This window comes from Paucidesulfovibrio gracilis DSM 16080 (assembly GCF_900167125.1).
In the GTDB taxonomy this organism is placed as follows: Bacteria; Desulfobacterota; Desulfovibrionia; order Desulfovibrionales; family Desulfovibrionaceae; genus Paucidesulfovibrio; species Paucidesulfovibrio gracilis.
Genome location: NZ_FUYC01000009.1, coordinates 1 through 23,865, shown reverse-complemented (window position 1 = coordinate 23,865; position 23,865 = coordinate 1). Strand labels below are relative to the sequence as shown.

The following is a 23,865-nucleotide window of genomic DNA, read 5'->3' as shown; positions in this document are numbered from 1 at the left end:
GATCAGATGACCTCCAGTTCCGCATACAAGGCTCCTGCGGCTTTGAGCGTACGGATGATGGAAATGAGATCGCGGGGAGCCGCGCCGATGGCGTTCAACCCATCCACCAACTCCTGAAGCGTTGCCCCTTCCATGAGCATGAGACGGTTGTTCTGTTCTTCCACACCGATGTCGGTCTGCGGCGTGACCACGGTTTCCGCATTTTCCGCAAAGGGACCAGGCTGGCTGACCTCGGCAGACTCGGCAATGACAATCTGCAAATTGCCGTGGGCCACGGCTACACGGGAAAGACGCACGTCGCTCCCCAGCACAATGGTGCCGGTCTTTTCGTCCACCACGACCCGGGCCTTGCTGTCCGGAGCGATGGTCAGATTCTCAAGCGAGGCCATCAGCGGCACCATGTTGCCCCGATACTTGGGCGGTACGTCCAGATGCACGGTGGAAACATCACGCGCCCTGGCAAACTGACCGCCCAGCACCGCGTTGATCCGATTGACCACCTGCATGGTGGTGCCGAAGTCACGCACGGAAAGATTCACGGTAAGGTGATTTTGTTCATTAAAATTGAACGGCACCTCACGCTCCACAATAGCGCCGTTGGGTATGCGTCCGGCAGTGGCAATATTCTTCTGGGCCGTGGCTGCCTCGCCCCCGGCGGCAAACCCGCCAATGGTCAATGGTCCCTGGGCCACGGCATAGACCTTGCCGTCCAATCCCTTGAGCGGCGTGATGAGCAACAACCCACCTAACAAGCTCTTGGCATCACCAATGGAAGAAACACTTACATCCAACGGCGCCCCGGTCCGTGCGGAAACAGGCATCTTAGCCGTGACCATCACGGCGGCCACATTCTTGGGCCGCAGACTGGTGGCGTCCACCTCCACACCCATCTTGTCCAGCATGTTGCGCATGGACGTGACCGTGAAGTTCGAATTGGTACCGTCGCCCGTGCCGGAAAGTCCCACCACCAAGCCATAGCCCACCAGCTCGTTGTCACGCACGCCGCTGATGGAAGAGATATCCTTGAGCCGCACGGCCTGGGCCACCTCCGCAAAAGCCAAAAGCAACAGCAGAATCACGATGACCGCCGTGACCATGCGGTCTCCGGTCCGTAAACGCGGCTTGCGGCTGTGACGTTGACTGATCATTCCTTTTCTCCCTTATCCTTGGCTTTCCACCGGTCCCCGATCAGAAGGGCCAGACATTATCCAAAATACGCGTCAGCCATCCAGGGCGTTGCTTGTCTGAAAGCACTCCCTCGCCATACAGTTCGATCTGGGCCTCGGCCAGGTAGCTGGACGGAACAGAGTTGTCGGCTCGAATGTCACGGGTCCGCACCAGTCCGCGCACGACAAGGATCTGCGTCTCGTTGTTCACCCGGACCCGGCGCGCACCTTCCACCTGCATGACGCGACCCGGCAGCATGCGGACAATGCGCGAGGCCACCGTGGCGGACAGTTCGGATTCTCGGGTGGTTTCACCGGTTCCCTCGAACTCGTTCGCATTATTCGATTCGATGGACAGCCCGGGCTGCAACCCCACGGTATCAAGCGCCCCGCCCACCAAGGTGTCGGTACCGGGCAGGGAGGTAATGCCGTATTGGTTATCCGAGGTGCGGTCCGTGGTGGTTTCCGCCTTTTGGGAGGCATCCGTCACCTCGGAGACCACCACCATCACAATGTCGCCCACACGGTGAGCACGATTGTCGTCATAGAGGAATTCCGCGGTGTTGGGGGTGAACAGCGATCCGGGATTGTCCATGGGTTCCGGTTCCTCATACGCGGGTTCGGAAAGCACCGGCATGGGCGTTGGATCGCTTTTGGCCGCACAGCCCGCAAGCAATGCAAAAGCTGTCAAAGCCACGGTGAGCCGGAAAAAACCTGCCCAATGTTTGTTGCACGTCATCATCTTCAAACCCCTTATCGAACCATCACGGTATTGCGGTCCACGACCGTGGCCAACACGGTCTTGCTGCTTTGCAGGTTACGCACCTCCACGGTCTGCCCCTGATCGCCGTCGGCCAACGCCTCCGCTTTCACCGCCAGGGTAATGCGCGGACCACGATAGACGAGGTTGACCTTGTCCCCCCGGCCCACCATGGGTTCGGATTCCAGAAAACTCATTTCCAGAGGGCGCCCGGTCCCAACGGAACGGGTCATGCGGTACGGACCGCCACTCTTGCCGTCCCAAACCTCGTCAAGGTACGCTAGGTTCTTGCGCATGAAGGTGATCTTATCGGGTGTCACGGAGTCATGCCGGTTGATGGGCTGAGCGGCACACGGCACGGCCTTCCAAAGATTCACAAAAGCACTCGCCGAAATGCGCCGGGTAATACGCCCGTCCTCACCAACGGCCCGTACGAGCATGGTCACCCGGCCCGGACGCAGGTCGTTGCTCAGGGCGATCTCCAATTTGTCGAACGGACTCTCGAGAAACACAAAGGAGGGAACGCGCACGTCTTTGATTTCCGGCTCTCCGCCCAGCGATGCGGCGCGGGGTGTCAAGAAATCGACAACCAGTCGCTGCAAAGCGCGGCCCCCGTAGACCCTTCCGCCCCGTTGCACCACCAATCGTCCGGGCAGCACGCATGCCTCGGCCACGTCCGGCACATAATACGCCAACATCCGTTCGATCTGCTTGCGGGGCAACGCCTGCTGCCGACCCGAGTATTGCGGTCCCTGCCAGAGGGTCTGTTGCGAGAGTTCCCGCCAGACCTCCGGACGGATAGTTCCCACAGGCTCGGCAATGTCGCCCAGCCGGACCCGTTCGCCTTCCACACAGGCGGCCTCGCGAATGCGCAAACTCCAGCCAGGATCGGCCGCGTGCGCGGCACGGCACGGTAGAACCGCCAACGCCAGCAGCGTGACAGCCAGAGCCATGAGCACCAAAAACGCGGTAACGCGTCCCATGCGAACGATTCGAGCATTGTTACGCGACATACGCTTCCTCCCTTCCTCGGCCGCTTACCGCTTCACGTTGATGGCGGTCTGGAGCATGGCGTCGGACGTGGTGATCGCCTTGGAGTTGACCTCAAAGGCCCGCTGACCAATGATCAGTCCCACCATTTCGTCCACCATTTCCACGTTGGAGCCTTCCAAGAACCCCTGGGCCAGGGTACCGAAGTTGGTGTCGCCAGGAGTTCCGGCCGTGGCCGGTCCCGAGGCTTCGCTTTCCCGGTACAGGTTGCGGCCGACGGCGTTCAGCCCGGCCGGGTTGATGAAATTGTAAATCTGAATATCTGCGGCCGCGAGTTCCTGTCCGGATGCGTCCAGGGCCGCGATGTGTCCGTCCTCGGTCACGGCCAGACTCACGGTATCCGAAGGAACCGTAAATTCCGGCTGCAACGCGTATCCCTGAGCCGTAACCACACGCCCGTCGTTGTCGATCTTGAACGATCCCGCACGGGTGTAGACATCCTCTCCATTGCGGTCCACCAGGAAGAACCCGTCGCCTTCAATGGCGATATCCAAAGGGTTGCCCGTATTCTGGAGGTTGCCCTCGGAAAAGAACTTGTGCACGGTCACGGGCCGCACGCCCATGCCCACCTGCAACCCCGTGGGAATACGGTTGCCGCCCTCATTGATGGTTCCGGCCATGCGCAGGGTCTGGTACATCAAGTCCTCGAACTCGGCCCGGCTCTTCTTGAACCCGGTCGTGTTCACGTTGGCCAGGTTGTTGGAGAGCACATCGATGTGCGTCTGCTGGGCCACCATGCCCGTAGCCGCTGTCCAAAGCGATCGCATCATAATACTAATCCTCCTGCCGCTTACGCGCTGGTGCGGCCCACTCTCGTGATCAATTTTTGGTCAATCTGGCTCGTACCCTGCATCATCTTAGTATACATCTGATGAGCACGTTGCGTTTCGATCATGTCCACCATCTCGGTGACCACTTCCACGTTGGCCCGCTCCAAAAATCCCTGTTCCACGGACAAGTCCTCGGGGGGAATTTCAGCGGCCGTACCATTGGGGTCGATCTGATAGAGATTGTTGCCGATTTTCTGCAATTGCCGCTTGTCATCCACATCCACCAGCTCAAGCACGCCCACGACCTGATCATCGGCCCGAACCTGGCCGGAACCATCCACCGTTACATTGCGTGCTTCAGGCGGAATGCTCAAAGGCCCGCCCGTTCCGAGCACTTCAAACCCCTGCTCGGTAATGAGCGTTCCTTCGGAGTTGAGACGAAAGCTGCCGTTGCGGGTCAAATAATCGCCGTCCGGCGTTCGCACCCGAAAGAACCCGTCCCCCACCAACGCGAGGTCCAGGGGGTTTCCAGTGGTCTGAAGGGCGCCCTGGGTAAAGTCGGTCTTCTGATCCGAGAGTCTCGGCTTGGCAAAAAGATCCGCCTTGGGCCACATGTCCTTGTCACGCAAGGATGGACGCGCATCCACCATGTAGTCGTGCGCAAACCGCAAAAAGGTGTCGTGAAAGGCCACCTTGTCCTTTTTGTAGGCCGTGGTGTTGACGTTCGCCAAATTGTTGGCGATCTGGTTCATTCTGATTTCATTCGACATTGCGCCGAACATGGCGTTCATCATGCTGTCTCGCATGGGTGTCACCTCCTGTACAGCCATGGAGATGCAACTTCTGGTCCAACGCCATTCCTCCAAGGACTGACACCATGGGCTTTCAAGACACGCCCAGACACAGGATTCGCTCTCCAAATAACGGTTGACAAGCCGCCGGGACGCGCCTAAAAGGGTTTGTTCGCACAGGAGGCGTCCTCTGGTGTGAATGAGCGGGTGTAGCTCAGCTGGTAGAGTACGAGCTTCCCAAGCTCGGTGTCGCGGGTTCGACCCCCGTCACCCGCTCCAAGGCTCAAGAAGGAAATTCCGCCCGAGCCGTTAAGGGCTTGTTCATCGGGGTGGGCCTTAGGGTCCACTTTTTTATTTATGGAAGGGCGGTCAGCCGCCGCAGGCAGCAATATAGAAATGAAGCGCAGCAAACTGGAACAACGAATCCACGACCTGGCGGAAAGCCAGATAACCGCCCTGGGCTACCGGCTCTGGGGACTTATGGCCCCGTCCGCCGGAAAGAAGACCGTGGTTTCGATCTTCATCGACAGCGACCAGGGCGTGAACGTGGACGACTGCGCCAAGGTCAGCCGTGACCTGGGCGTGGTTTTTGATTTGGAGGACGCCATTCCCGGCTCCTACGTGCTGGAAGTGTCCTCCCCCGGTCTGGAACGTCAATTCTTCGAACTCCGCCAACTGCGCGACTACGAAGACCGAACGATCGCCGTGGAACTTCAGGATCCAGTGAACGAACGACGTAAATTCAAGGGGCGGCTCCTGCGTGTCGAGGATGACACGTTCGAGCTGGAGGATGACGGCGCGCCCTTGCGCATCCAATGGCAGACAGTCAAGAAGGCCCGTCTGGTCCACGAATTTTAAATTCCCAGCCCTTCGGACGTGCTCCGAGGGGGGAGGTCGCACCATGTCGGAATTAAAAAAAGCTATCGATCAGATCAGTAAAGATCGCGGCATCGACCGTGACCTGCTGGTAGACACTCTTGAGGAGGCCGTGCGTTCCGCCGTGGCCCGCAAATACGGCGACGCAATGGATATCGAGGTCACCTTCAACGAAGACCTCGGCGAGATCGAAGTCTACCAGTTCAAGGTGGTCGTCGACGAGGTGCATGACGAAATTTCTGAAATTCCCCTGGAAGAAGCGCAGCAGCACGACCCCGGCGTCCGCCTGGACGACGAAATGGGCTTCAAGCTCAAGGTCGAGGATCTGGGACGCATCGCGGCCCAATCCGCCAAGCAGGTGATCATCCAGCGCATGCGCGACGCTGAACAGGAAATCATTTACGAAGAATACAAAGATCGCGTGGGCGAAATCGTGGGCGGCATCATCCAACGCCGCGACCGCACCGGCTGGATCATCAACCTGGGCCGGACCGAAGCGTTGCTGCCCAAGGATGAACAGATTCCCCGCGAACGCTACAAACGCGGTGACCGTGTCCAGGGCTACATCATCGACGTGCAGAAGGAATCCCGCGGACCGCAGGTTTCCATCTCCCGCTCGCACCCGGACTATATGGCCGCCCTGTTCCGGCGTGAAGTGCCGGAAGTGGCCGACAGCACCGTCAAAATCATGGGTGTTGCCCGCGACCCGGGCTTGCGCGCCAAGGTGGCCGTGAACTCCCGCGACCGCGATGTAGACCCCGTGGGTGCCTGCGTGGGTATTCGCGGTTCCCGCATCCAGAACGTCGTTCAGGAGCTTCGCGGTGAGCGCATCGACATCGTTGTCTGGAGTCCGGACATCGTCATGTACGCTCGCAATGCGCTGTCTCCGGCGCAGATCACCCGCATCACTGTGGACGAGGAAGAAGAAGTCCTGGAAGTGGTGGTCCCCGATGATCAGCTCACCCTGGCCATCGGACGCAAAGGGCAAAACGTCAAGTTGGCCTCGCGCCTGCTTGGCTGGAAAATAGACATCTTCACCGAAAGTCGCTACGGCGAACTCAACGCCGCCCGCAAGGGACTGGAGCAGTTGGCCAGCGTAGCCGAGGTGAGCGTGGACGCGTTCCTGAGCGCGGGCATTGAGACCACCGAAGGGCTGGTCCTTGCCACCGACGAGGAACTTCTCGAAGTCAACGGCATGACGGAATCGCGCATCGCGGACCTGCGCACGGCCATGAACATGCTCGGCTTCAATGCCGCTGCATACCAGAACCAAGATGCCGAAGACGAGGCGGACGAAGATACGCCCGCCACGGAAGAGACGGAAGAAAACGATACGCCCCGGGAAGACGAACCCGCGAATGAAGAAGCTCCCCTGAACGCGGAGAACGAAGACGTGGACCAGGACGCCGAAGAAGGCGAGCCGACATCCGGGGACAACGAATAAAAGGAAGGAAACCGGTGCCGAACACCGGAAAGCAGCCGCACGTGCCGATGCGCACCTGCGTGATCTGCCGCCGAAAACTGCCCAAATATGACTTGGCGCGCCACGTGCGCGTCGAGCAGGGGCGGTTGGAGCACGATCCCGGCCAGATACGGCCCGGGCGAGGTATTTACGTCTGCACACAAGCAAAGTGCAGGGAACGATTTGAAAAATTCGGTCTGCGGAAGCATCCCAAGGGGGGAAAGTAATGGCGGAAACCTACAAAGTTCATGATCTGGCGACCGAACTGGACGTCAGCAACAAGGAAATCCTCCAACGCCTTCGAGAACTCGGTGTGCAGGTCAAAAGCCACATGAGCTCGGTGGAACAGGAAGATGTTGATAAGCTTCGGGACGCCTTTGCCCAAAAGTCAGCCACCGGCGAAGTAGTCCGCCGCGAGGTGCAGCCGGGCGTTATCGTGCGCAGACGGCGCCGTGGTCGTGGCAAAAAGCAGGAGGCCCAGGAAGAACCCATCAATGCCGAAACGGTGGAAGGCACCGACGGTGAAGCTGAAGCGGTCGCGCCCGCCGCCCCCCCCCAGCGGGAGGACACGGCTGCCGAGGACACTGCCGCCGCACCCGCCGAGGAGCCGAGCAAGCCTGCGTCCCGCACCACCGCCAAAAAAACTTCCAAGCGCAAAGGCGCCAAGACCGACGCCCCGGTTGCGCGCATTATCTCCCGTCCTGAAGACGAAATCGCCGAACAGGAAGCCTCCACTCCCGAACCGGAACTGGAGGAGGAAACCGCTGCTCCCGAAGCCCCCGCATCGGCCACCCCCCAGGCCGAGCCTGAGGCCAAGGACAAGGCTGCTGCCCCGGACACGACCGAGGACGGCAAGCAGGCCGCTTCTCCGGTCGAAGAACCGCAAGAGCAGGAACAGGCCGTAGCGGACCAGCCTGAAAAAGAAGCCGATGCCGAGTCCCCCGCAGCCGAGGAAAAAAAGGCGAAAGCCCCTTCCAAGGACGGCGCGGAGAAAAAAAGCAAGGCCGAGGACCAGGACAAGGGCAAAAAAACCGCCAAGCAGCAAAAAAAGAAAAAGAAGCGCTCCGTACAGGAAGCGCCTACCGTTCGCGTGATCTCCCGACCGGATCCGGCAGAGGTCGCCCGACAGGCCGCCCTGCGCGAAGCCCGGGACAAATATCTCCCGCCTGTTCCCGCCGCTACCCAGCCCACCAAGGAAAATGGAGCGCCGGTTCCGCCCACGAGCGACGCTGGTGCGCGCCGGAAAAAGAAAAAAGATCGCCGTACAGTGGAATTCAACCGCTACGACGACAACCAGCGCGGCAAAAAATTCAACGATAATTTCGGTGGACGCGGCGGTAAACGCAAAAAAGGACGCCGTCGGCAGGAAGAATCCGCGCCGGCCGCCAAGAACACCCAGCCGCTCAAGGCGGCCAAGCGCAAGCTGCGCGTGGATGACACCGTTCGTCTTTCCGACATGGCCAAGCAGATGGGCGTCAAGGCCCAGGATCTGATCAAAACGCTGTTTGGACTGGGAGTTATGGCCACCATCAACCAATCCCTGGACTTCGACACCGCCAGCGTACTGGCCGCCGAGTTCGGATACGAAGCGGAAAACGTGGCCTTTGACGAACAGGAATACCTGCTGCCGCCCGAGGAGGATTCCCCGGACTCCCTGAAGCCCCGTGCCCCGGTGGTCACCATCATGGGACACGTGGACCACGGCAAGACCTCCCTGCTGGACGCCATCCGCAAGACCAACGTCACGGGCGGCGAGGCCGGAGGCATCACGCAGCACATCGGCGCCTACCACGTCAAAACCGGGCGCGGCGAGATCGTGTTCCTGGATACCCCGGGCCACGAAGCGTTTACCACCATGCGCAAACGCGGTGCCCAGGTCACGGATATCGTCATTCTCGTCGTGGCCGCGGACGACGGCGTTATGGACCAGACCCGCGAGGCCGTAAGCCATGCCAAGGCCGCGCAGGTACCCATCGTCGTAGCCGTGAACAAAATTGATAAGGAAGGCTCCAACCCGGACCGCGTCATGCGCGAACTGTCCGATCTCGGTCTGGTGCCGGAAGCCTGGGGCGGCGAAACCATCTTCGCCAACGTCTCCGCCAAACAGCATACCGGACTGGACGAACTGCTGGAAATGGTGCTCCTGCAGGCCGAGGTGCTCCAGTTGCAGGCCAATCCGGACAAGCCCGGTCGCGGCCACGTGGTCGAGGCCAAGCTCGACAAGGGACGCGGTCCCGTCGGCACCGTGCTGATCAGCGAAGGCACGATTCGTCAGAGCGACTCCTTTGTCTGCGGCATGGTTCACGGAAAGATTCGCGCCATGTTCACGGACCAGGGACAGAAGATCCAGGAGGCCGGTCCTTCCACTCCGGTGGAAATCCAAGGCTTTGACACCATTGCGGAAGCCGGCGACGAATTCGTTGTCGTGGCGGACGACAAGGTGGCTAAGCGCATCGCCTCCATCCGATTGGGCAAGCACCGCGACAAAGAACTTGCGGGTAAGGCCAAGGTCACCCTGGAATCCTTCCTGGCTTCCCGCCCGGAAAACGAGGCCCAGGATCTGAACCTCATTGTCAAGGCAGACGTGCAAGGCTCGTTGGAAGCTGTCACCGAAGCGCTCGGCAAGCTGTCCACGGACGAAATTCATGTGCATGTGCGCCACGGCGGCACCGGTGCCATCACGGAATCCGACATTCTGCTGGCTTCGGCTTCTGACGCCATCATCATCGGGTTCAACATCCGGCCCGAGGCACGCATCAAGGACGTTGCCGATCAAGAAAACGTGGAAATCCGTTTCTACGACATCATCTACAAGCTGACCAACGAAGTGAAGGACGCCATGAGCGGCATGCTCACGCCCGACACCGTTGAGGACTATCTCGGTCAGGCCGAAGTGCGCGACACCTTCAGCGTACCCAAGGTCGGAACCGTGGCCGGCTGCATGGTGGTCCAGGGCAAGTTGACCCGTAACGCCAAGGTCCGCCTGCTGCGTGACGGCGTGGTGGTCTACACCGGAACGCTCTCCTCCTTGAAACGCTTCAAGGACGACGCCAAGGAAGTGGCCAAGGACTTTGAGTGCGGCGTGGGACTGGAACGGTTCAACGACGTCAAGGTCGGGGACATCATTGAGGCGTTCGAGGAACGCGAGGTGGCCCGTACCATCGACTAGCCAACCGGAGGCATTGGGCGGGAATCATTGCGATTCCCGCCCGGTCCGGAATCTTTCGTCACTCCCGTTCGCGGCCTTCGGGCACGGACGGGCCAAGCCGTTTTCAGGGGGGTCGGCCCGCCGCTCCCCTGCTGGAGGCAGGCCATGATTATCGGCGTACTCAGCCTGGAATTTCTGCTGCACGGCAATAATTCCCTCAAAGGCAAACGCAAAGTGGCCCTGAGCCTGAAACAAAAAATCCGTAACAAATTCAACGTGGCGGTCTCCGAGGTGGAGGCGCAGGACGTACACGGCCGCCTGGTGCTGGCCGTGGTCACGGTGGCCAATGAGACCCGAAAGGTGGAAAGCCGCCTGGCCAAAACCCTGGCCATGGTGGAGGCCATTTCCCCCGCCGAATTGGTCCGCTGCGAAACGGAAGTATTTTCTGGGGAATAATCCCAAGGAGCCGAGGCCATCATGAAAACTACCTCTTCCCGCCGGTCCATCCGGCTGGCCGACCAAATCCAACGCGAAATCGGTACCCTCCTTGTAGAGGACGTGCAGGATCCGCGTCTGGACATGGTCACCATCAGCGGCGTGCGCATGAACCGCGACCTGCGCATTGCCGAGGCGCTCTACACCATGAGCGGCGACTCGGAACGTGAAGCCGAGGTGCAAAGCGCACTCGAACACGCGGCCGGATTCCTGCGCTCCAAGCTGGGTCGCCGTCTGAAGCTCAAATTTGTTCCGGAACTGCGCTTTGCGCGTGATACCTTTCTTGAGGACATGGTCTATGCCCACTCCGGCCCACAAGATAGCTGATCTGCTTCGGGAACAGGACGACTTCCTGATCTCCGCCCACGTCAATCCTGACGGTGATGCCATCGGCAGCACCGCGGCCCTGGGCTGGATTCTGCAAGCCCTGGGCAAGCGTTTCACCCTGTATAACGCTTCGGGATTGCCTCGCGCCTTTGACTGGGTGCAGCTACCGGCTCCCGTTACCACGGAACTGCCGAACCCGCTTCCGGCATGGTCGCTGGTGGTGGACTGCGGGGCAAAAAACCGGGTCGGTACAGCCCTGGACGCTGCCTTGATCCCGGAACGCACGGTGAACATCGACCACCACATCAGCAATCCGGAATTCGGCACGTTGAATTGGGTGGATATCGACTACCCCGCAGTGGGAGCCATGATTGCAGAAATCGCCCACGCTTTGGATCTGGAGCTTGCAGGCCCGCTGGGAGAAGCGGTCTACCTGGCCGTGGCCACGGATACAGGATTCTTCACCTACGGCAGCACCAAGCCCAAAACCCTGGAGCTTGCCGCTGACCTGTATCGGGCCGGAGTCAAGCCCGGTGAAATCAACCCCAAAATCATCAACCAGTGGACTCCGCAACGGTTGAAACTTCTCTCCGCCGTCATCGCCACCCTGGAAATGCACCTTGACGGCCGCATGGGTCTCGTGGTTGCGGACCTGGAAACACAACGCCGCACCGGCACAAGTACCGAGGACTGCGATGGCCTGGTCAATTTCGTCCGCCAGCTACGCGGTGTGCGCGTTTCCGCCATCCTGCGCGAGGACGAACCGGAGTACTGGAAATTCAGCCTGCGATCCAACGGCGACGACGACATTCAGGGGGTTGCCGCCCTGCTCGGCGGCGGAGGCCATAAAAACGCTGCCGGCGGAAACCTGCGCGGCTCTCTTGAACACGTGACCCGAACGCTTGTGGACAGCATCGATCAGGTCTTGCAAGGGCTGGCGGAATAGGTATCATGGGCAGGAAACCAAAACGTGATCCACGCCAACGCGACGGCGTGCTTGTGCTGCATAAACCCTCGGGTCCGACTTCAGCCGGTTGCCTTACGGACATCAAGCGTCAGCTCGGACAACGAAAAATCGGCCATGCCGGGACACTGGATCCACTGGCCGAAGGCGTTTTGCTGGTTCTCCTTGGGCAGGGTACCAAACTGGCCCCCTATTTGAGCGAGGATTCCAAAACCTATTCCGGTGAATTTCGTCTGGGAATTTGTACCGATACATTCGACATCCAAGGAAAAATCATCCAGGAAACGAATGTGGACGTCACCCCGGACCAGGTCCGCGAGGCAGTCGACGCCTGGCAGGACTTGACAGAACAGGATGTTCCCGCCTATTCGGCGGCTAAACATAACGGCAAGCCGCTTTACTCGCTCGCACGTGCGGGCGAGGAGGTTCCGGTCAAAACAAAACCGGTAACCATTCATGCGGCTGAATTGCTGGACGTCACCCTCCCCGTGGCGAAATTCCGCGTCAGGTGCTCTACCGGCACCTATGTACGATCCCTGGTCCACAGCTTGGGGAAACGACTTGGATGCGGAGCCACGCTCACGGCCCTTCTCCGGGAGGAGAGCCGCCCCTTCGGGTTGCACCAGGCCCATGGCCTGGACGACGTTCTGAATGATCCGGAACATTTTCCGGAAAAGGTCATTCCCATGGCCGAGGCGCTTCCACATTGGCCCCGGCACCGACTGACCCCGCCCATGGCGGAACTGGTCAAAAACGGTACCTGGTTGCCCGTGGCCGACGCCCCGGACCAACTCCTGGGAGGATCCCCCGGGGATCAAGCGCTGCTGCTCGACAACGAGGGCGGTCCCCTGGCTCTGGTGGAAGCCAAAATTCAGAACGGACAACTCAAATGGGCCATCCTTCGCGGTCTCTGGGCCTGAGATAGCCCGGGAAAACGACGCCGCCCACCCTACAACAGGAGGTAATTGCTGTGGTACTGGATACGCAAGACAAAAACAAAATCATTGAAGAGTACAAGCGTCACGAAGGTGACACTGGTTCTCCTGAGGTGCAGGTTGCTCTGCTCACCGAGCGGATCAACTACCTCACCGATCACTTCAAGGTCCACAAGAAGGACTTCCACTCCCGCACGGGCCTCTTGAAGCTCGTCGGTCAGCGCCGCAAGCTGCTGAAGTACCTTGCCAACAAGGACATCCAGCGCTACCGCGATCTGATCCAGCGTCTGGGTCTGCGCAAGTAGAAGAGCAAGCCGACAACGGGGGAGGAAACACCGTGTTTCCTCCCCCGACCACATCATGCACCTGATCCGGGAGAGCCTTTAGTTGGCTGCGGAAAGCGTTCCTGCCTGTTTGCAGGAGTTCTTCCCCAAGCCGGCTAACGCTCCCGGACCAGAAGGCACAATGCCAACCCGAGGAGGAGCGTATGCTCAAACCTTTTGACAAAACCAGCCTGACCGCCAAGGTGGGCAACATCGAAATCACCTTGGAATCCGGGCGCCTGGCCAACCAAGCCAGCGGCGCGGTCACCATCCAGTCCGGCAACACCGTGGTGCTCGTCACCGCCGTGAACCAGCCCCTGGCCGAAGACCGTGGATTCTTCCCCCTGACCTGCAACTATCAGGAAATGCTCTACGCCGCCGGACGCGTGCCGGGCAACTACTTCCGCCGTGAAGTGGGACGCCCGTCCGAGCGGGAAACGCTGGTTTCCCGTCTCATTGACCGCCCGGTCCGCCCACTGTTCCAAAAGGGCTTCCGCGACGAAGTCCAGGTCATCGCCACCGTGCTTTCCGCCGGAAAGAAGACCAACCCGGACGTACTTGCTCTGACAGGTGCCTCCGCAGCGCTGCACCTTTCCCCCATGCCCTTCCTCGGCCCCGTCGTGGGTGCGCGCGTGGGCTATGTGAACAAGGAATTCGTGCTCTATCCCACCTACCAGGGTATGGAAGAAAATAACGACCTGAACCTCATTTTCGCGGCCACCCGTGATGCCGTGGTCATGGTTGAAGGCGGAGCCAACTTCCTTTCCGAATCCATCATTGCCGACGCCCTGGAATGGGGACACGAGCAAATCAAGCCCTTGTTCGACCTGCAGGACGCTCTGCGGGAGAAAGTGGGCAAGCCCAAGCAGGAAGTGGTCGAACCGCAGGAAGACGAAGAGGTCTCCTCTTTCGTGGAAGAGCTGGTCTCCGACGAACTGAAGACCGCGTTGACCACGCCGGAAAAGATGGCCCGCAAGGCTGCCAAGGACGCGGTCAAGACCAAGGTCAAGGATGCCGGTGCCGAAAAATGGGCCGAGCAGCCCGAAAAGGTCAAGGCCATTGGCGACGTGCTGTCCAAACTTGAAAAGAAGATCGTCCGCCGCCGCATTGTGGAAGAAGGCAAACGCATCGACGGTCGCGACCTGACCACGGTGCGCCCCCTCTCCATTGAAGTCGGACTGCTGCCTATGACCCACGGCTCGGCTTTGTTCCGCCGCGGCGAAACCAGCGCCTGCTGCGTGGCCACCCTGGGTTCCTCCCGCGACGAACAGCGCATCGAGACCCTGACCGGCGAACTCAACAAAGACTTCATGCTGCATTATAACTTCCCGCCGTATTGCGTGGGTGAGGCCCGCATGCTGCGCGGTCCCAGCCGTCGCGAAATCGGCCACGGCGCCCTGGCCGAGCGGGCCATCAGCCCGGTGTTGCCGGGTGATGAATTCCCCTTCACAGTGCGTGTGGTTTCCGAAATCATGGAATCCAACGGTTCGTCCTCCATGGCTTCCGTCTGCGGTGCCACCATGGCCCTGATGGACGCCGGCGTGCCCATCAACGCTCCCGTGGCCGGCATTGCCATGGGCCTGTGCAAGGAAGACGATGAATATTACGTGCTCACGGATATTCTCGGCGACGAGGACGCCCTGGGCGATATGGACTTCAAATGCGCGGGTACCGCGGAAGGCGTGACCGCGATCCAGATGGACATCAAGATCACCGGCATTCCTTCGGACGTGCTGCGCCGCGCTCTGAAGCAGGCCCGGGAAGCCCGTCTGCACATCCTGGAACACATGCAGGAATGCCTGGAGAAGCCCCGTGAGGAGCTTTCCGCCTACGCCCCGCAGATGGCCGAATTGACCATCAATCCCGAGAAAATCCGCTCGGTCATCGGACCCGGCGGCAAGAACATCAAAGCCATCACCGCCGAGACCCAGGCCGATATCGACATCGAGGATTCCGGCAAGGTGATGATCTTCGCCCCTAACCAGGCTTCCCTGGAAAAGGCTCGCGAGATGGTCCAATACTACGACCAGACCCCGGTGCCGGGCCGCAACTATGTGGGTACGGTGCGCAAGGTCTTGGAAGTGGGCGCCTTGGTGGAAATCCTGCCCGGTGTGGAGGGCATGCTGCACGTTTCCCAGATCGACGTGGAACGTGTGGAAAATGTCTCCGACGTGGTGCAGCTTGGCCAGGAAGTGACCGTCAAGGTCATCGAACTGGAAGCGGGCGGCCGTATTCGCCTGTCCCGCAAGGCCTGGCTCATGGAGCAGGCTGGACAGGAAGTCAACATCGAGGACTTCAAGCGTCCCGGCGGCGGTCGTGATCGCCGAGGTGGTGGACGAAATGACCGCGGCGGCCGCGACAATCGCGGAGGTCGCGACAACCGCGGCGGCGGACGTCGGCGCTAATAAGCGTACGCCTTCGGGCCGACAAACATCGCATAGAACAAAGGGACGGTCCGAGGACCGTCCCTTTTTCATGCGCTTCGTGCGCTACCACTCCCAATAAAAAGATCAATCCATAAGAATTCCGGCGTAGCCCACCACCTGCTCCACGTCCTGCGTCACCTCGGCAGACGTGGCATAGCTCACCAATCGGGCCGATTTCGCTCCCATGGTCACGACGGCCGCCAGCCCCATGGTCATGGGCAACACACCGCACATGGTGATTCGCTCCCGGCGCACGGTTTCATATAGCAGGCCTGGCTCCAGCGAACGCAGAGCGTCAATGGCCATGCGATCCAACTCATGAGCCCGCTTTTCAGAAACATAATGGCTCATGTCCGAGCTGACGACCAAGGAAACCGGTTCCTCCCAGGCGGCCAGCAATTCTCCCAAAACCCGCCCCGCAGACACAAGACTTTCCGGTGAAGGCTCCGAAACAGCCACGGGAACAACCTGAATTTCCGGATGCAGGCAGCGTAGGAACGGCAGCACCACTTCCAAGGAATGTTCCCGTTTATGCGCCAGCGGATCGAACGTGCATCCCGGCACCTGGGCCACCATGGACTGCGCCAGGGATTCCGCTATGGGTATCCCGCCCCCGGGCAGTTCCCACTGCCCTTGCCCCCACACAGCCATGCGCTCCCCCAGGCCGGTATGGTTCGGTCCGAGCAACACAATGGTACGGGGCAGACGCGCCTCGCCCAATGTCCGTCCGCAGACGCCCCCGGAGAACATGTAGCCCGCATGCGGCACCATGGCCAGCAACGTCCGTCCCTCCGCGGTCTCGGACACATCGGCCTGGGATAAATAGCCACGCACCTCGCGTTCCAGGATTCCAGGATCGGCCGGATAAAACTGTCCTGCAACAATCGGCTCTCGCTTCATTGTCATCCCCCCTTCTCCGTGAAACAAAAACCTATAATACACGCTGACGTATATCGGTCAACAGTTCTCAATTGGGAATCGGTGCATACTCCGAGGCGCGGCGTTCCAACTGCTCGGTTTCCAATGCGGTAGCGGCCAGACGCCCATACAGCGTTCCAGGCCGAGCGTCGCGCAGTCCCTCCATGGTCTCCCGCCATTCTTCCGGAAAGCCCGACTTCCGATACAGCTGTGCAATCTTATACCGATGCCCAGCCCACTCGGCATCGTCCTCAGGAACATACTTGTCGTATTCCAACGCCCACTTCAAGGCTTGCCGATAGCGTCCTGACCGCTCCGTGGCATGAATGGACATCAGCATGCAATCCTTGATCTTTTCCTGATCACCATTGGTGGAAAGCAGCAAGGACAACGCCTCCTGCGAATACACGAAGACCCGGCGCAGATCGTCATGCTTCATGGCCTCTTTGGCCATGAAATAGAGGGAGTCGGCACGGATAAACGCTTCCACGTCCTCATCCGCACCCAGCTGCGCCCAAAGCCGCGCACTCTTGCGATGCTCACCGAGATTTTCCAGCGCCACGGCGTTGGCGTGCATGAGCAACCGACGAGCACGGTCCGACAAATCCCAATGCTCCGTGGCCAATGAGGAAAGACTGTTGATGCGATTCCAGGCACGTTGTTTCAAATATACGTCCGCAGCCACGGCCAGAGCCATCTCGGAAAATTCCGGCACCTGCTCTTCCTGCAGGAATGGCTTGAGCAGCGCCAGGGACTTGTCGTACCGATCCAGAGCGGCATACGCCCGGGCCACGCCGATACGAGTGGCGTTTCCTTCCTCGCCTTCGGATTCGTTGATGAACGGATACCGCTCCCAGTAGTCCACCACTTCGGCATAGCGTTCCTGGTCCAGCAGCTGCGGCACGGCCAGGGCAAAGGCCCGATTGCCCAGCTCCCTGGCACGGTCGGTCAGCTCACTACGGGGGTATTCATCCATGAGACGCTGGGCTGCGGCCAGTGCTTCGGGGTATTCCTTCTGGTAAAAATGCCACATGCCCAACTTGAGTAGCGCCAGGGGAGCCAGCGGACTGGTCGGATGCTCGTCTACGATCTCCGTGTAGACCTGCTTCGGACGCAACGTGAACGGTCGGTCAAAAACCGTGACCATCTCCAGCATGGTGGGTTCGTCGTAAATGCCTTCCTCGGCCAGCCGCATCTTGGCGATCAGCCCGCCTTCCATATCGGGATACTGTTCCACCACGCGTTCATAGATGCTTCGGGCCGCTCGGGTCTTGTCCTGCCGCAAAAAAACATCTCCGATACGGGCCAGCACGACATCCGCCTGCTCAGCCTGAGGGTTGATATTGTAATAGGTCCAATAATGTTCCTTGGCGGGGTCCAGCTTGCCGAGGTGGTACTCCACGTCACCAGCCAGCTTGAGGAACCCTGGATTGGATTCAAAAACCTGGGGCCAGCGCTTGTCGATATAATCCACAATCTGAAAAGCCTGATCGTACAATCCGAGATTCTTCAGGGACTCGGCCAAACGAAAGGCCGCCAAACGCGCCAGGCGTTCCTGCTCGGGGTAGCGCTCGATGAAATCCTGAAAACGGTCCGCCGCCTCCTGCCAATCCTGCTGCCGGTAGTAATGCTCTCCCCAATAGTATTCCACGGCGGGAACGCTTTCGTTGTCCGGATACTGGGATTGGAGCAAATCAAAATAGGCCCGGGCCTCGGGGAGGTTGCCGACGCGCAGATTGATCAACCCCAGATTCAGCAATGCCTGAGGGATATTCGGCGAATCCGTATCCGCGTTCATGGCCTCTTTGTAGAGACTCGTAATTTCGTCAAAATGCGCTTCCGGTGCGTCCTTGTACAATGTCATGAGCACGCCGCCCAGACTGTATGTCGCCTCCAGACGCATCTCAGACGTCAGTTCCGGGGCGGCCAAGATACTTTCCAGTTCGTCCCTGGCTTCACGCAGTTTCCCTGCCGCCACGTGCGACTGGGCCTTAAGCAATTGCAGTTGCAACGCCTCCAGACGCTGTGCCTGCTCCGGTGGCAACCCACTGTCCTGAGCCACGCTGCGGGCCTGGGCGTTTTCCGCCTCAATGGTGTCAATGGATTGCTGGACGGCTTCGTCGTCCACCCGGACGCCTTCCTGCTGCGGTTCGGCATCCGAAGCCGCATCCGCAACGGCCTCCTCCTGCACAGGTGCTTCTTCAGACACCTGTTGCGGGGTGTCCTCCTCCCCCTGGTCATAGGCTTGCTGCGCCTCGCGCATGGCCTGCGCCGCCTCTTGCTCCAAAGACGAAGAAGGCGGCTCCGAAGCCGCCACTGTCGCGGAATCCTCCTCCGTCCGGGTCATGCCGTCAGCCGGGGAAACGCCCGTCCCTTGCTCCACGCCCGGCTGGTCCGATTCGGAAGGCGGCACCTCAATACCCGTCGGAGGCAACACATCCCGGGGCGGCGCCGGTTCCGCGACCGTATTCACGGCCTTGAATCGGGCCGACCCGGTATCCATATCCACGGATCCCACCTCGCTGGGAGAAACACGCACCTCGTTGTCCAATCCGGAAACCGGCACGCGCACGGCGTAGGGTACGGAAAAAAGGGAATTCCCATTCGTTCGGGGAGAGGCAAGAGCGCGATCCGGTGGAACACCGACTGGATTCCGGCCTTGTTGCCCGGCAGGGACTTCCCCGCCCTCAGCAGGCAAGTCCGTTTCCTGAACTTGCGGGATGTCGGCAGAGACCGGACCCTGTTCAGGAACCGCGACTGTTGGCGTATCCGGGTTCGGAGCCGGATTCGGCTCGTCCGGAACGGGTACGGCGGTCTCCTGCGTTCCTGCCTCCTGCTCCTGGGGCGCGGTCCAGCGTGCTCCTGTGGGATCGCGGAAAAATTGTACCTGTAGGCTATTTTGCCCTGGAACGGGCGTAAAGATGTATCCAAAACCATTGGTGTTCAATTCCACCAGCGCACCTTCCGCAACAGGGGAAACTGTCCCGATCAGCCGCGCCCCGGTAAAGGGACCGGTTGTCTCAAGAACGTCCCCCTCCGGCAGGCGAACCAGAACACTTCGCGCACCATTTCGCCGTACGGATGCCTCCTGCGGTGATCCGGCAAGCTCAAACGTGAGTACGTCCGTGTCGGCCCGGGTACGGAAGGCCACGGAAGCAGCGTCGGCCTCGCCTCCCCACACCAGCATCCAGGCAAAAGCCAAAATCCAGGCAAGGGCCGACAACGCCGGTCCGGGCAATGGTCGCACAAGCGGTGGAAATTGTTTCACGTCCACACCCCGCCTTCTTGCAAAACCCGTGCAAGGCCGGAAGTGCCGCTCGATCACCCTTCGAGCAGCTTGCGCTTTTTCATTTTCTCAATCAGCGTCGTACGCTTGATGCCGAGCAATTCTGCGGCCTGATTCTTCACCCCGCCCACTTGCTCCAACGCTTCAAGGATCAAACGGTCCTCCATCTGCTCCAGGAAATCCTTCAGCGCAAAATCCTTTTCCTTCATGTCCCGCAGGCGCGGCCAACGGAACCCTGCGGGAATCGATGCTGCCGGTACCGGGCGGGCTACAGGCTCTTCACCCACTTCCCGGAGGATTTTGCCGGGCAGATCCTCCAAGCCCACGCTGGTGCCGTCACACAGAATGGAAAGCCGCTCCATGAAATTTTCCAGCTCGCGAACGTTGCCGGGCCAGGAGTAAGCCAGGAGCATATTTTCGGCCTCAGGGGAAAGCCGCAACTCGCCACGATCCTTATCCTTGCAAAAGCGCTGGAGAAAATGCTTGGCCAGCAGCAATACATCCTCGCCGCGTTCCCGCAGGGCCGGAAGCTGCAAAGGGATGACGTTCAAGCGATAGAACAGATCTTCGCGAAAACGTCCCTCAGCCACTTCCCGCTCCAGTTCCCGGTTGGTGGCCGCCACGACCCGCACATCCACCTTTTTGACGGCCGTGCCGCCAACGCGCTCGATCTCCTTTTCCTGAAGAACACGCAATATCTTGACTTGCAGGGAAAAATCCATTTCCCCGATTTCGTCCAAAAAGATGGTTCCCCCGTCCGCCAGTTCAAACCGGCCGGACCGAGAACGAATGGCATGGGTAAACGCCCCCTTTTCGTGCCCGAATAACTCCGACTCCAACAATTCTTTCGGAATCGCACCGCAGTTGATGGGAACAAAAGGTTGATCCCGCCGCCTACTATTGTGGTGCAGAGCGCGTACGAGCAATTCCTTACCCGTGCCGGATTCGCCTGTGACAAGGACAGTGGAATCCGTGGGAGCCACCTTGCCCAGCACCTGAAAGACCTCCTGCAATGCAGGGCTTTCGCCTATGATTCCATCGATATTGAGCACTTTGATTCCTCCGGAAAACAACAGGACAAGCGGTCGCCTCCGCTCCAACATACCCACCGGAAAGGCGGCGAACCCGCTTGAACTCTATACTCCCACCTCACTGTCAATAGAATGACACAAAGTCAATCCCTTTTCTAAAAAAAGACCAAAAAAAAGGGCCGAAGCCCTTTTTTCTGCGGGAAAACCGCTGCTATTCCCAGTCGCAGCTCCAGCCAGCATACGCCGAAGCAGGACGAACCGTGATCATAAAGTGGCCCGGGCCTACCCGGATTTTGGAAAACATGCCCACAGTCTCCCGTGCCACATATTTCCCGCTCGGCTTATCCACGATATCCACATGGTACGTCTGCTTGCCCTTTTTATACGGATCACGAAAGTGCAGCCCCACACTGCGGGTGGTGGTCAATTCCCATACGGAATAGTCTTTGCCCGGCTCCACGGATCCATGGGCGTCTCCCCACTTGGCGCTCATATTGCCCCCGGTTTTCCAGGCCCGATCCACCAATCCCGGAACCTGGGTTCCAGCCCCGGCCGTGGCGGATCCTCCGCCCCCGGAGACCGTTCCCGGTTGTTCCCGGCCAGGCTGCCACGCGCCACCCTGTTGTGCGGCACACCCCCCACCGGATCCATTGGTAAACACAAAACTGTCCAGCGCCATGCGAACCTGGGAAACCAACGCCGCACGATCCTCCACATACAACGCCTGCAGGACGTATGTCCGCCCACTGTTCACCATGCCCGCCACCACGGAATGGAATCGTGCTCCATTGGCCATACCGGTGTATTCCCGGACCAATGCCGGTACACCGGTCACCGTTGTGGCCTGTTGCTTCAATCGGGACTGAAATGGTAGCCCACGCGACAGCATTTCGGTTTCCCACTCCTGAAGCAACCGCTCCAGGGGCAGCACTTCCCCTTGGGAAGCATACAATTCCACAAACGCATCCTGTGTAGGCGCAATGCACTGCTTGACCAAATCATCCCCCAGGCCGGACCGTTCGTCGGTCCACCCCGGCGGACATTGCATACTCCACGATGCGGCCATGACGGGCAATGCCCACACACACGACAATAACGTAACGATTACGGCCATACGCTTCATGAATCCCCCTCCATATATGGCGTGTTTTGTTTGGTATCGTTGTTACACTTATTTCCGTGTTACGGCAATGCATGGACATGAAAAAGCCGCCTCTCATTCAGAAAGGCGGCTAATGCGTCTGTCAAAAAACAGCATCCCGAGGTCGGACCGTCTCGACGGTCAGTTGCACTTCGGTAGCCATTTTATGGCCGGAATACTCACGTCAGGCGCTTGGCAATCGCCTTGGCCGGAATCAGTCCCGTTGCTGCGGCGGAAACGATATTTCCGGCAACCCCCGGACCGTCACCCGCCACAAACAACCCCTGCACGCCGGTTTCCAACTGGGAATCCGTGTCCACCTGCGTGGCAAAGAATTTGATTTCCGGGGCATAGAGCAAGGTCTCGTCGTTGGAAACGCCCGGCACCACTTCATTGAGTTTTTCCAAACCATCCACAAGGTTGGTCAGAATACGCTCCGGAAGGGCCATGGCGATATCGCCACAGACCACATTACGCAGCGTGGGTTCGATGGAACTGTTGCGAATGCGGTTCCAAGTAGAACGGCGCCCCCGCTTGAGGTCTCCGAAACGCTGCAAAATAGGCTTGCCCCCACCGATGAGCGTGGCCAGTCGGCCGATGGACTCCCCATAGGACTGATTGTCCGTCACGGGATCATCCAGCACCACCTTGGAGAGGAAGGCAAAGTTGGTGTTGTCGGACTTGCGCCCCGTGTAGGCATGGCCGTTGACGCAGACAAAATCCTGATAATTTTCCAACGCTACGAACCCACCCTGGTTGGTGCAGAACGTGCGGGTCTGATCATCATATTTGGCCGTGCGGATGAAGAATGTGGGATCATAAATAATACCGCAAAGATCTTCCATGATTTCGCGGGACACCTCCACGCGAACCCCTACCTCGATGCCTCGCTGGGAAACGCCGAGTTCCAATTCATGGGCCACCTTGGCCATCCATTCGGCCCCGACACGGCCAGGAGCCAGAATAACGGAACGAGCCGAATACTCCCCACGGTTGGTGCGCACACCGCAGACCGCGCCATCTTCCACCAGCACGTCGCGCACGTCCTCAGACGTATGGAAAACCACACCCTGCTCCTTGATGTGCTCCGCCATCCCCGCGATGTGTCCGGGCAGATTGTCGCTGCCCAAATGCTTTTGCTTGATGAGCAGCAAATCTATGCCGTGCTTTTTCGATTCACGCCGAATGGCCTTGGCCGCTTCCATGTCCGTGGGATACACGTCCGCATCCATGCCGAAACGGTTGAAAATGGACTCCGTCTCGTCGATGAGCTTCTTGGCCTCGGAAACAGGCATGAACTGGGTCAGGTCTGTCTTTCCCAATTTATGAATATAATTCAATTTTCCATCGGAAAACAACCCTGCACCGCCCACCCCGCAAAGGATATTGCAGGGGCGGCACTTGATGCACCCGTTTTCACCGGCAATGGGGCAGACCCGATTCAGACTGCGCTTGCCCTTCTCCACCACGAGCACGTCCAGCCCGGTATGCTCTCCAAGCCAATACGCGGCGAACAGTCCGGCCGGACCGCCCCCCACGATGATCACATCAAAGTCCGTCTTTGCGGAAGTATTCGGAACCATACTTTTCTCCTGACAGAAAAAGACCCCGTACCCATTGGCCGGGGCTAAACACACTTTTTTGCCCGCAAGAGGGCTTAATAGCGTTTATCAGAATTCCTGGACAAAGGGAATCCCTTTCCGGCACGCGCAAGAGCGCACGCAACATGTCGGAATCGCTGCATAAGCGTTGCAAAAAAGAAGAAATGATTTTTGAAAAACAGAGAAGAAGTCAGACCGTACGGTTGACCAACAGACCGGTGGTTTCGTCCCAGGCACGGACCATGGCGGCATTGGCGGCAAATGCGTTTTGCGAACGGATCAAATCCACGGTCTCCCGCGCCACATCCACATTGGAGCCGGAACGGGGCGCGGCAGCCCTGCCCGCATCAACGGGGCGTTGTTCCGCAATGGGCGGGCCAAGCGTGGTATCCACA

21 protein-coding genes and 1 tRNA gene are annotated in these 23,865 nt (G+C 59.5%); 11 read left to right on the top strand and 11 right to left on the bottom strand.

The window, feature by feature from the left end:
* Positions 1 to 2 precede the first annotated feature (2 nt).
* The 5 genes from B5D49_RS09805 to flgF all read right to left on the bottom strand — a co-directional run bounded on the left by B5D49_RS09805 (position 3) and on the right by flgF (position 4,552).
* Complete coding sequence (locus tag B5D49_RS09805) at positions 3 to 1,097, bottom strand: flagellar basal body P-ring protein FlgI (protein WP_234990681.1); 1,095 nt, start codon at positions 1,095 to 1,097, stop codon at positions 3 to 5.
* Positions 1,098 to 1,188: 91 nt separating this feature from the next.
* Entirely contained in the window at positions 1,189 to 1,905 is a 717-nt protein-coding gene (locus tag B5D49_RS09800; protein ID WP_078717599.1) for a flagellar basal body L-ring protein FlgH, read from the bottom strand.
* Between the two features lie 14 nt (positions 1,906 to 1,919).
* The gene (gene flgA, locus B5D49_RS09795; RefSeq protein WP_078717520.1) at positions 1,920 to 2,939 is read right to left on the bottom strand and encodes a flagellar basal body P-ring formation chaperone FlgA; all 1,020 of its coding nucleotides are present in this window, start codon (positions 2,937 to 2,939) and stop codon (positions 1,920 to 1,922) included.
* A 24-nt stretch (positions 2,940 to 2,963) separates the two neighbouring features.
* Positions 2,964 to 3,746 carry a flagellar basal-body rod protein FlgG gene (gene flgG, locus B5D49_RS09790; RefSeq protein WP_078717519.1) on the bottom strand — a complete coding sequence of 261 codons (783 nt, stop codon included), beginning with the start codon at positions 3,744 to 3,746 and terminating at the stop codon, positions 2,964 to 2,966.
* Between the two features lie 20 nt (positions 3,747 to 3,766).
* A complete protein-coding gene (gene flgF / locus B5D49_RS09785) occupies positions 3,767 to 4,552 on the bottom strand; it encodes a flagellar basal-body rod protein FlgF (RefSeq protein WP_078717518.1) in 786 nt (261 codons plus the stop codon).
* Between the two features lie 188 nt (positions 4,553 to 4,740).
* Between flgF and B5D49_RS09780 the strand changes: the two genes are divergently transcribed.
* The 11 genes from B5D49_RS09780 (at position 4,741) to pnp (ending at position 15,472) form a co-directional block, all read left to right on the top strand.
* Positions 4,741 to 4,816: transfer RNA gene (locus tag B5D49_RS09780), tRNA-Gly, on the top strand.
* A gap of 117 nt (positions 4,817 to 4,933) precedes the next feature.
* Positions 4,934 to 5,395, top strand: coding sequence for a ribosome maturation factor RimP (locus tag B5D49_RS09775; protein ID WP_078717517.1), 462 nt, complete (start codon positions 4,934 to 4,936; stop codon positions 5,393 to 5,395).
* A 43-nt stretch (positions 5,396 to 5,438) separates the two neighbouring features.
* Positions 5,439 to 6,857, top strand: coding sequence for a transcription termination factor NusA (gene nusA, locus B5D49_RS09770; protein WP_078717516.1), 1,419 nt, complete (start codon positions 5,439 to 5,441; stop codon positions 6,855 to 6,857).
* A gap of 14 nt (positions 6,858 to 6,871) precedes the next feature.
* Entirely contained in the window at positions 6,872 to 7,102 is a 231-nt protein-coding gene (locus tag B5D49_RS09765; RefSeq protein ID WP_234990679.1) for a YlxR family protein, read from the top strand.
* Positions 7,102 to 10,044, top strand: coding sequence for a translation initiation factor IF-2 (infB, locus tag B5D49_RS09760; RefSeq protein ID WP_078717515.1), 2,943 nt, complete (start codon positions 7,102 to 7,104; stop codon positions 10,042 to 10,044). Before B5D49_RS09765 ends, infB begins: the two co-directional genes overlap by 1 nt.
* A gap of 144 nt (positions 10,045 to 10,188) precedes the next feature.
* Positions 10,189 to 10,479, top strand: coding sequence for a DUF503 domain-containing protein (locus tag B5D49_RS09755; RefSeq protein WP_078717514.1), 291 nt, complete (start codon positions 10,189 to 10,191; stop codon positions 10,477 to 10,479).
* A 21-nt stretch (positions 10,480 to 10,500) separates the two neighbouring features.
* Positions 10,501 to 10,845: a 30S ribosome-binding factor RbfA gene (gene rbfA / locus B5D49_RS09750; RefSeq protein WP_078717513.1), complete on the top strand. Its 345-nt coding sequence runs from the start codon at positions 10,501 to 10,503 to the stop codon at positions 10,843 to 10,845.
* A complete protein-coding gene (locus tag B5D49_RS09745) occupies positions 10,817 to 11,791 on the top strand; it encodes a DHH family phosphoesterase (RefSeq protein WP_078717512.1) in 975 nt (324 codons plus the stop codon). The genes rbfA and B5D49_RS09745 overlap by 29 nt, the downstream gene beginning before the upstream one ends.
* 5 nt (positions 11,792 to 11,796) lie before the next feature.
* Positions 11,797 to 12,729, top strand: coding sequence for a tRNA pseudouridine(55) synthase TruB (gene truB / locus B5D49_RS09740; protein ID WP_078717511.1), 933 nt, complete (start codon positions 11,797 to 11,799; stop codon positions 12,727 to 12,729).
* Between the two features lie 50 nt (positions 12,730 to 12,779).
* On the top strand, positions 12,780 to 13,049 hold the full coding sequence (rpsO, locus tag B5D49_RS09735) for a 30S ribosomal protein S15 (RefSeq protein WP_078717510.1): 270 nt from the start codon (positions 12,780 to 12,782) through the stop codon (positions 13,047 to 13,049).
* A 182-nt stretch (positions 13,050 to 13,231) separates the two neighbouring features.
* Positions 13,232 to 15,472 (top strand): polyribonucleotide nucleotidyltransferase, encoded by a 2,241-nt coding sequence (gene pnp, locus B5D49_RS09730; protein ID WP_078717509.1) that lies wholly within the window; start codon positions 13,232 to 13,234, stop codon positions 15,470 to 15,472.
* Between the two features lie 105 nt (positions 15,473 to 15,577).
* On the opposite strand, the gene amrB is transcribed toward pnp, so the two are convergent.
* The 6 genes from amrB to B5D49_RS09700 form a co-directional block, all read right to left on the bottom strand.
* Positions 15,578 to 16,399 (bottom strand): AmmeMemoRadiSam system protein B, encoded by an 822-nt coding sequence (amrB, locus tag B5D49_RS09725; protein ID WP_327083017.1) that lies wholly within the window; start codon positions 16,397 to 16,399, stop codon positions 15,578 to 15,580.
* Between the two features lie 61 nt (positions 16,400 to 16,460).
* Positions 16,461 to 19,679, bottom strand: coding sequence for a tetratricopeptide repeat protein (locus B5D49_RS09720; RefSeq protein WP_144019399.1), 3,219 nt, complete (start codon positions 19,677 to 19,679; stop codon positions 16,461 to 16,463).
* A 53-nt stretch (positions 19,680 to 19,732) separates the two neighbouring features.
* The gene (locus B5D49_RS09715) at positions 19,733 to 20,800 is read right to left on the bottom strand and encodes a sigma-54 interaction domain-containing protein (protein ID WP_078717507.1); all 1,068 of its coding nucleotides are present in this window, start codon (positions 20,798 to 20,800) and stop codon (positions 19,733 to 19,735) included.
* A 139-nt stretch (positions 20,801 to 20,939) separates the two neighbouring features.
* Positions 20,940 to 21,851: a hypothetical protein gene (locus B5D49_RS09710; protein ID WP_144019396.1), complete on the bottom strand. Its 912-nt coding sequence runs from the start codon at positions 21,849 to 21,851 to the stop codon at positions 20,940 to 20,942.
* Between the two features lie 197 nt (positions 21,852 to 22,048).
* The gene (locus tag B5D49_RS09705) at positions 22,049 to 23,452 is read right to left on the bottom strand and encodes an NAD(P)/FAD-dependent oxidoreductase (RefSeq protein ID WP_078717505.1); all 1,404 of its coding nucleotides are present in this window, start codon (positions 23,450 to 23,452) and stop codon (positions 22,049 to 22,051) included.
* A 208-nt stretch (positions 23,453 to 23,660) separates the two neighbouring features.
* Positions 23,661 to 23,865 (bottom strand): flagellar basal body rod C-terminal domain-containing protein (locus B5D49_RS09700; protein WP_327083016.1); only part of this gene is annotated, 205 nt, incomplete at its 5' end.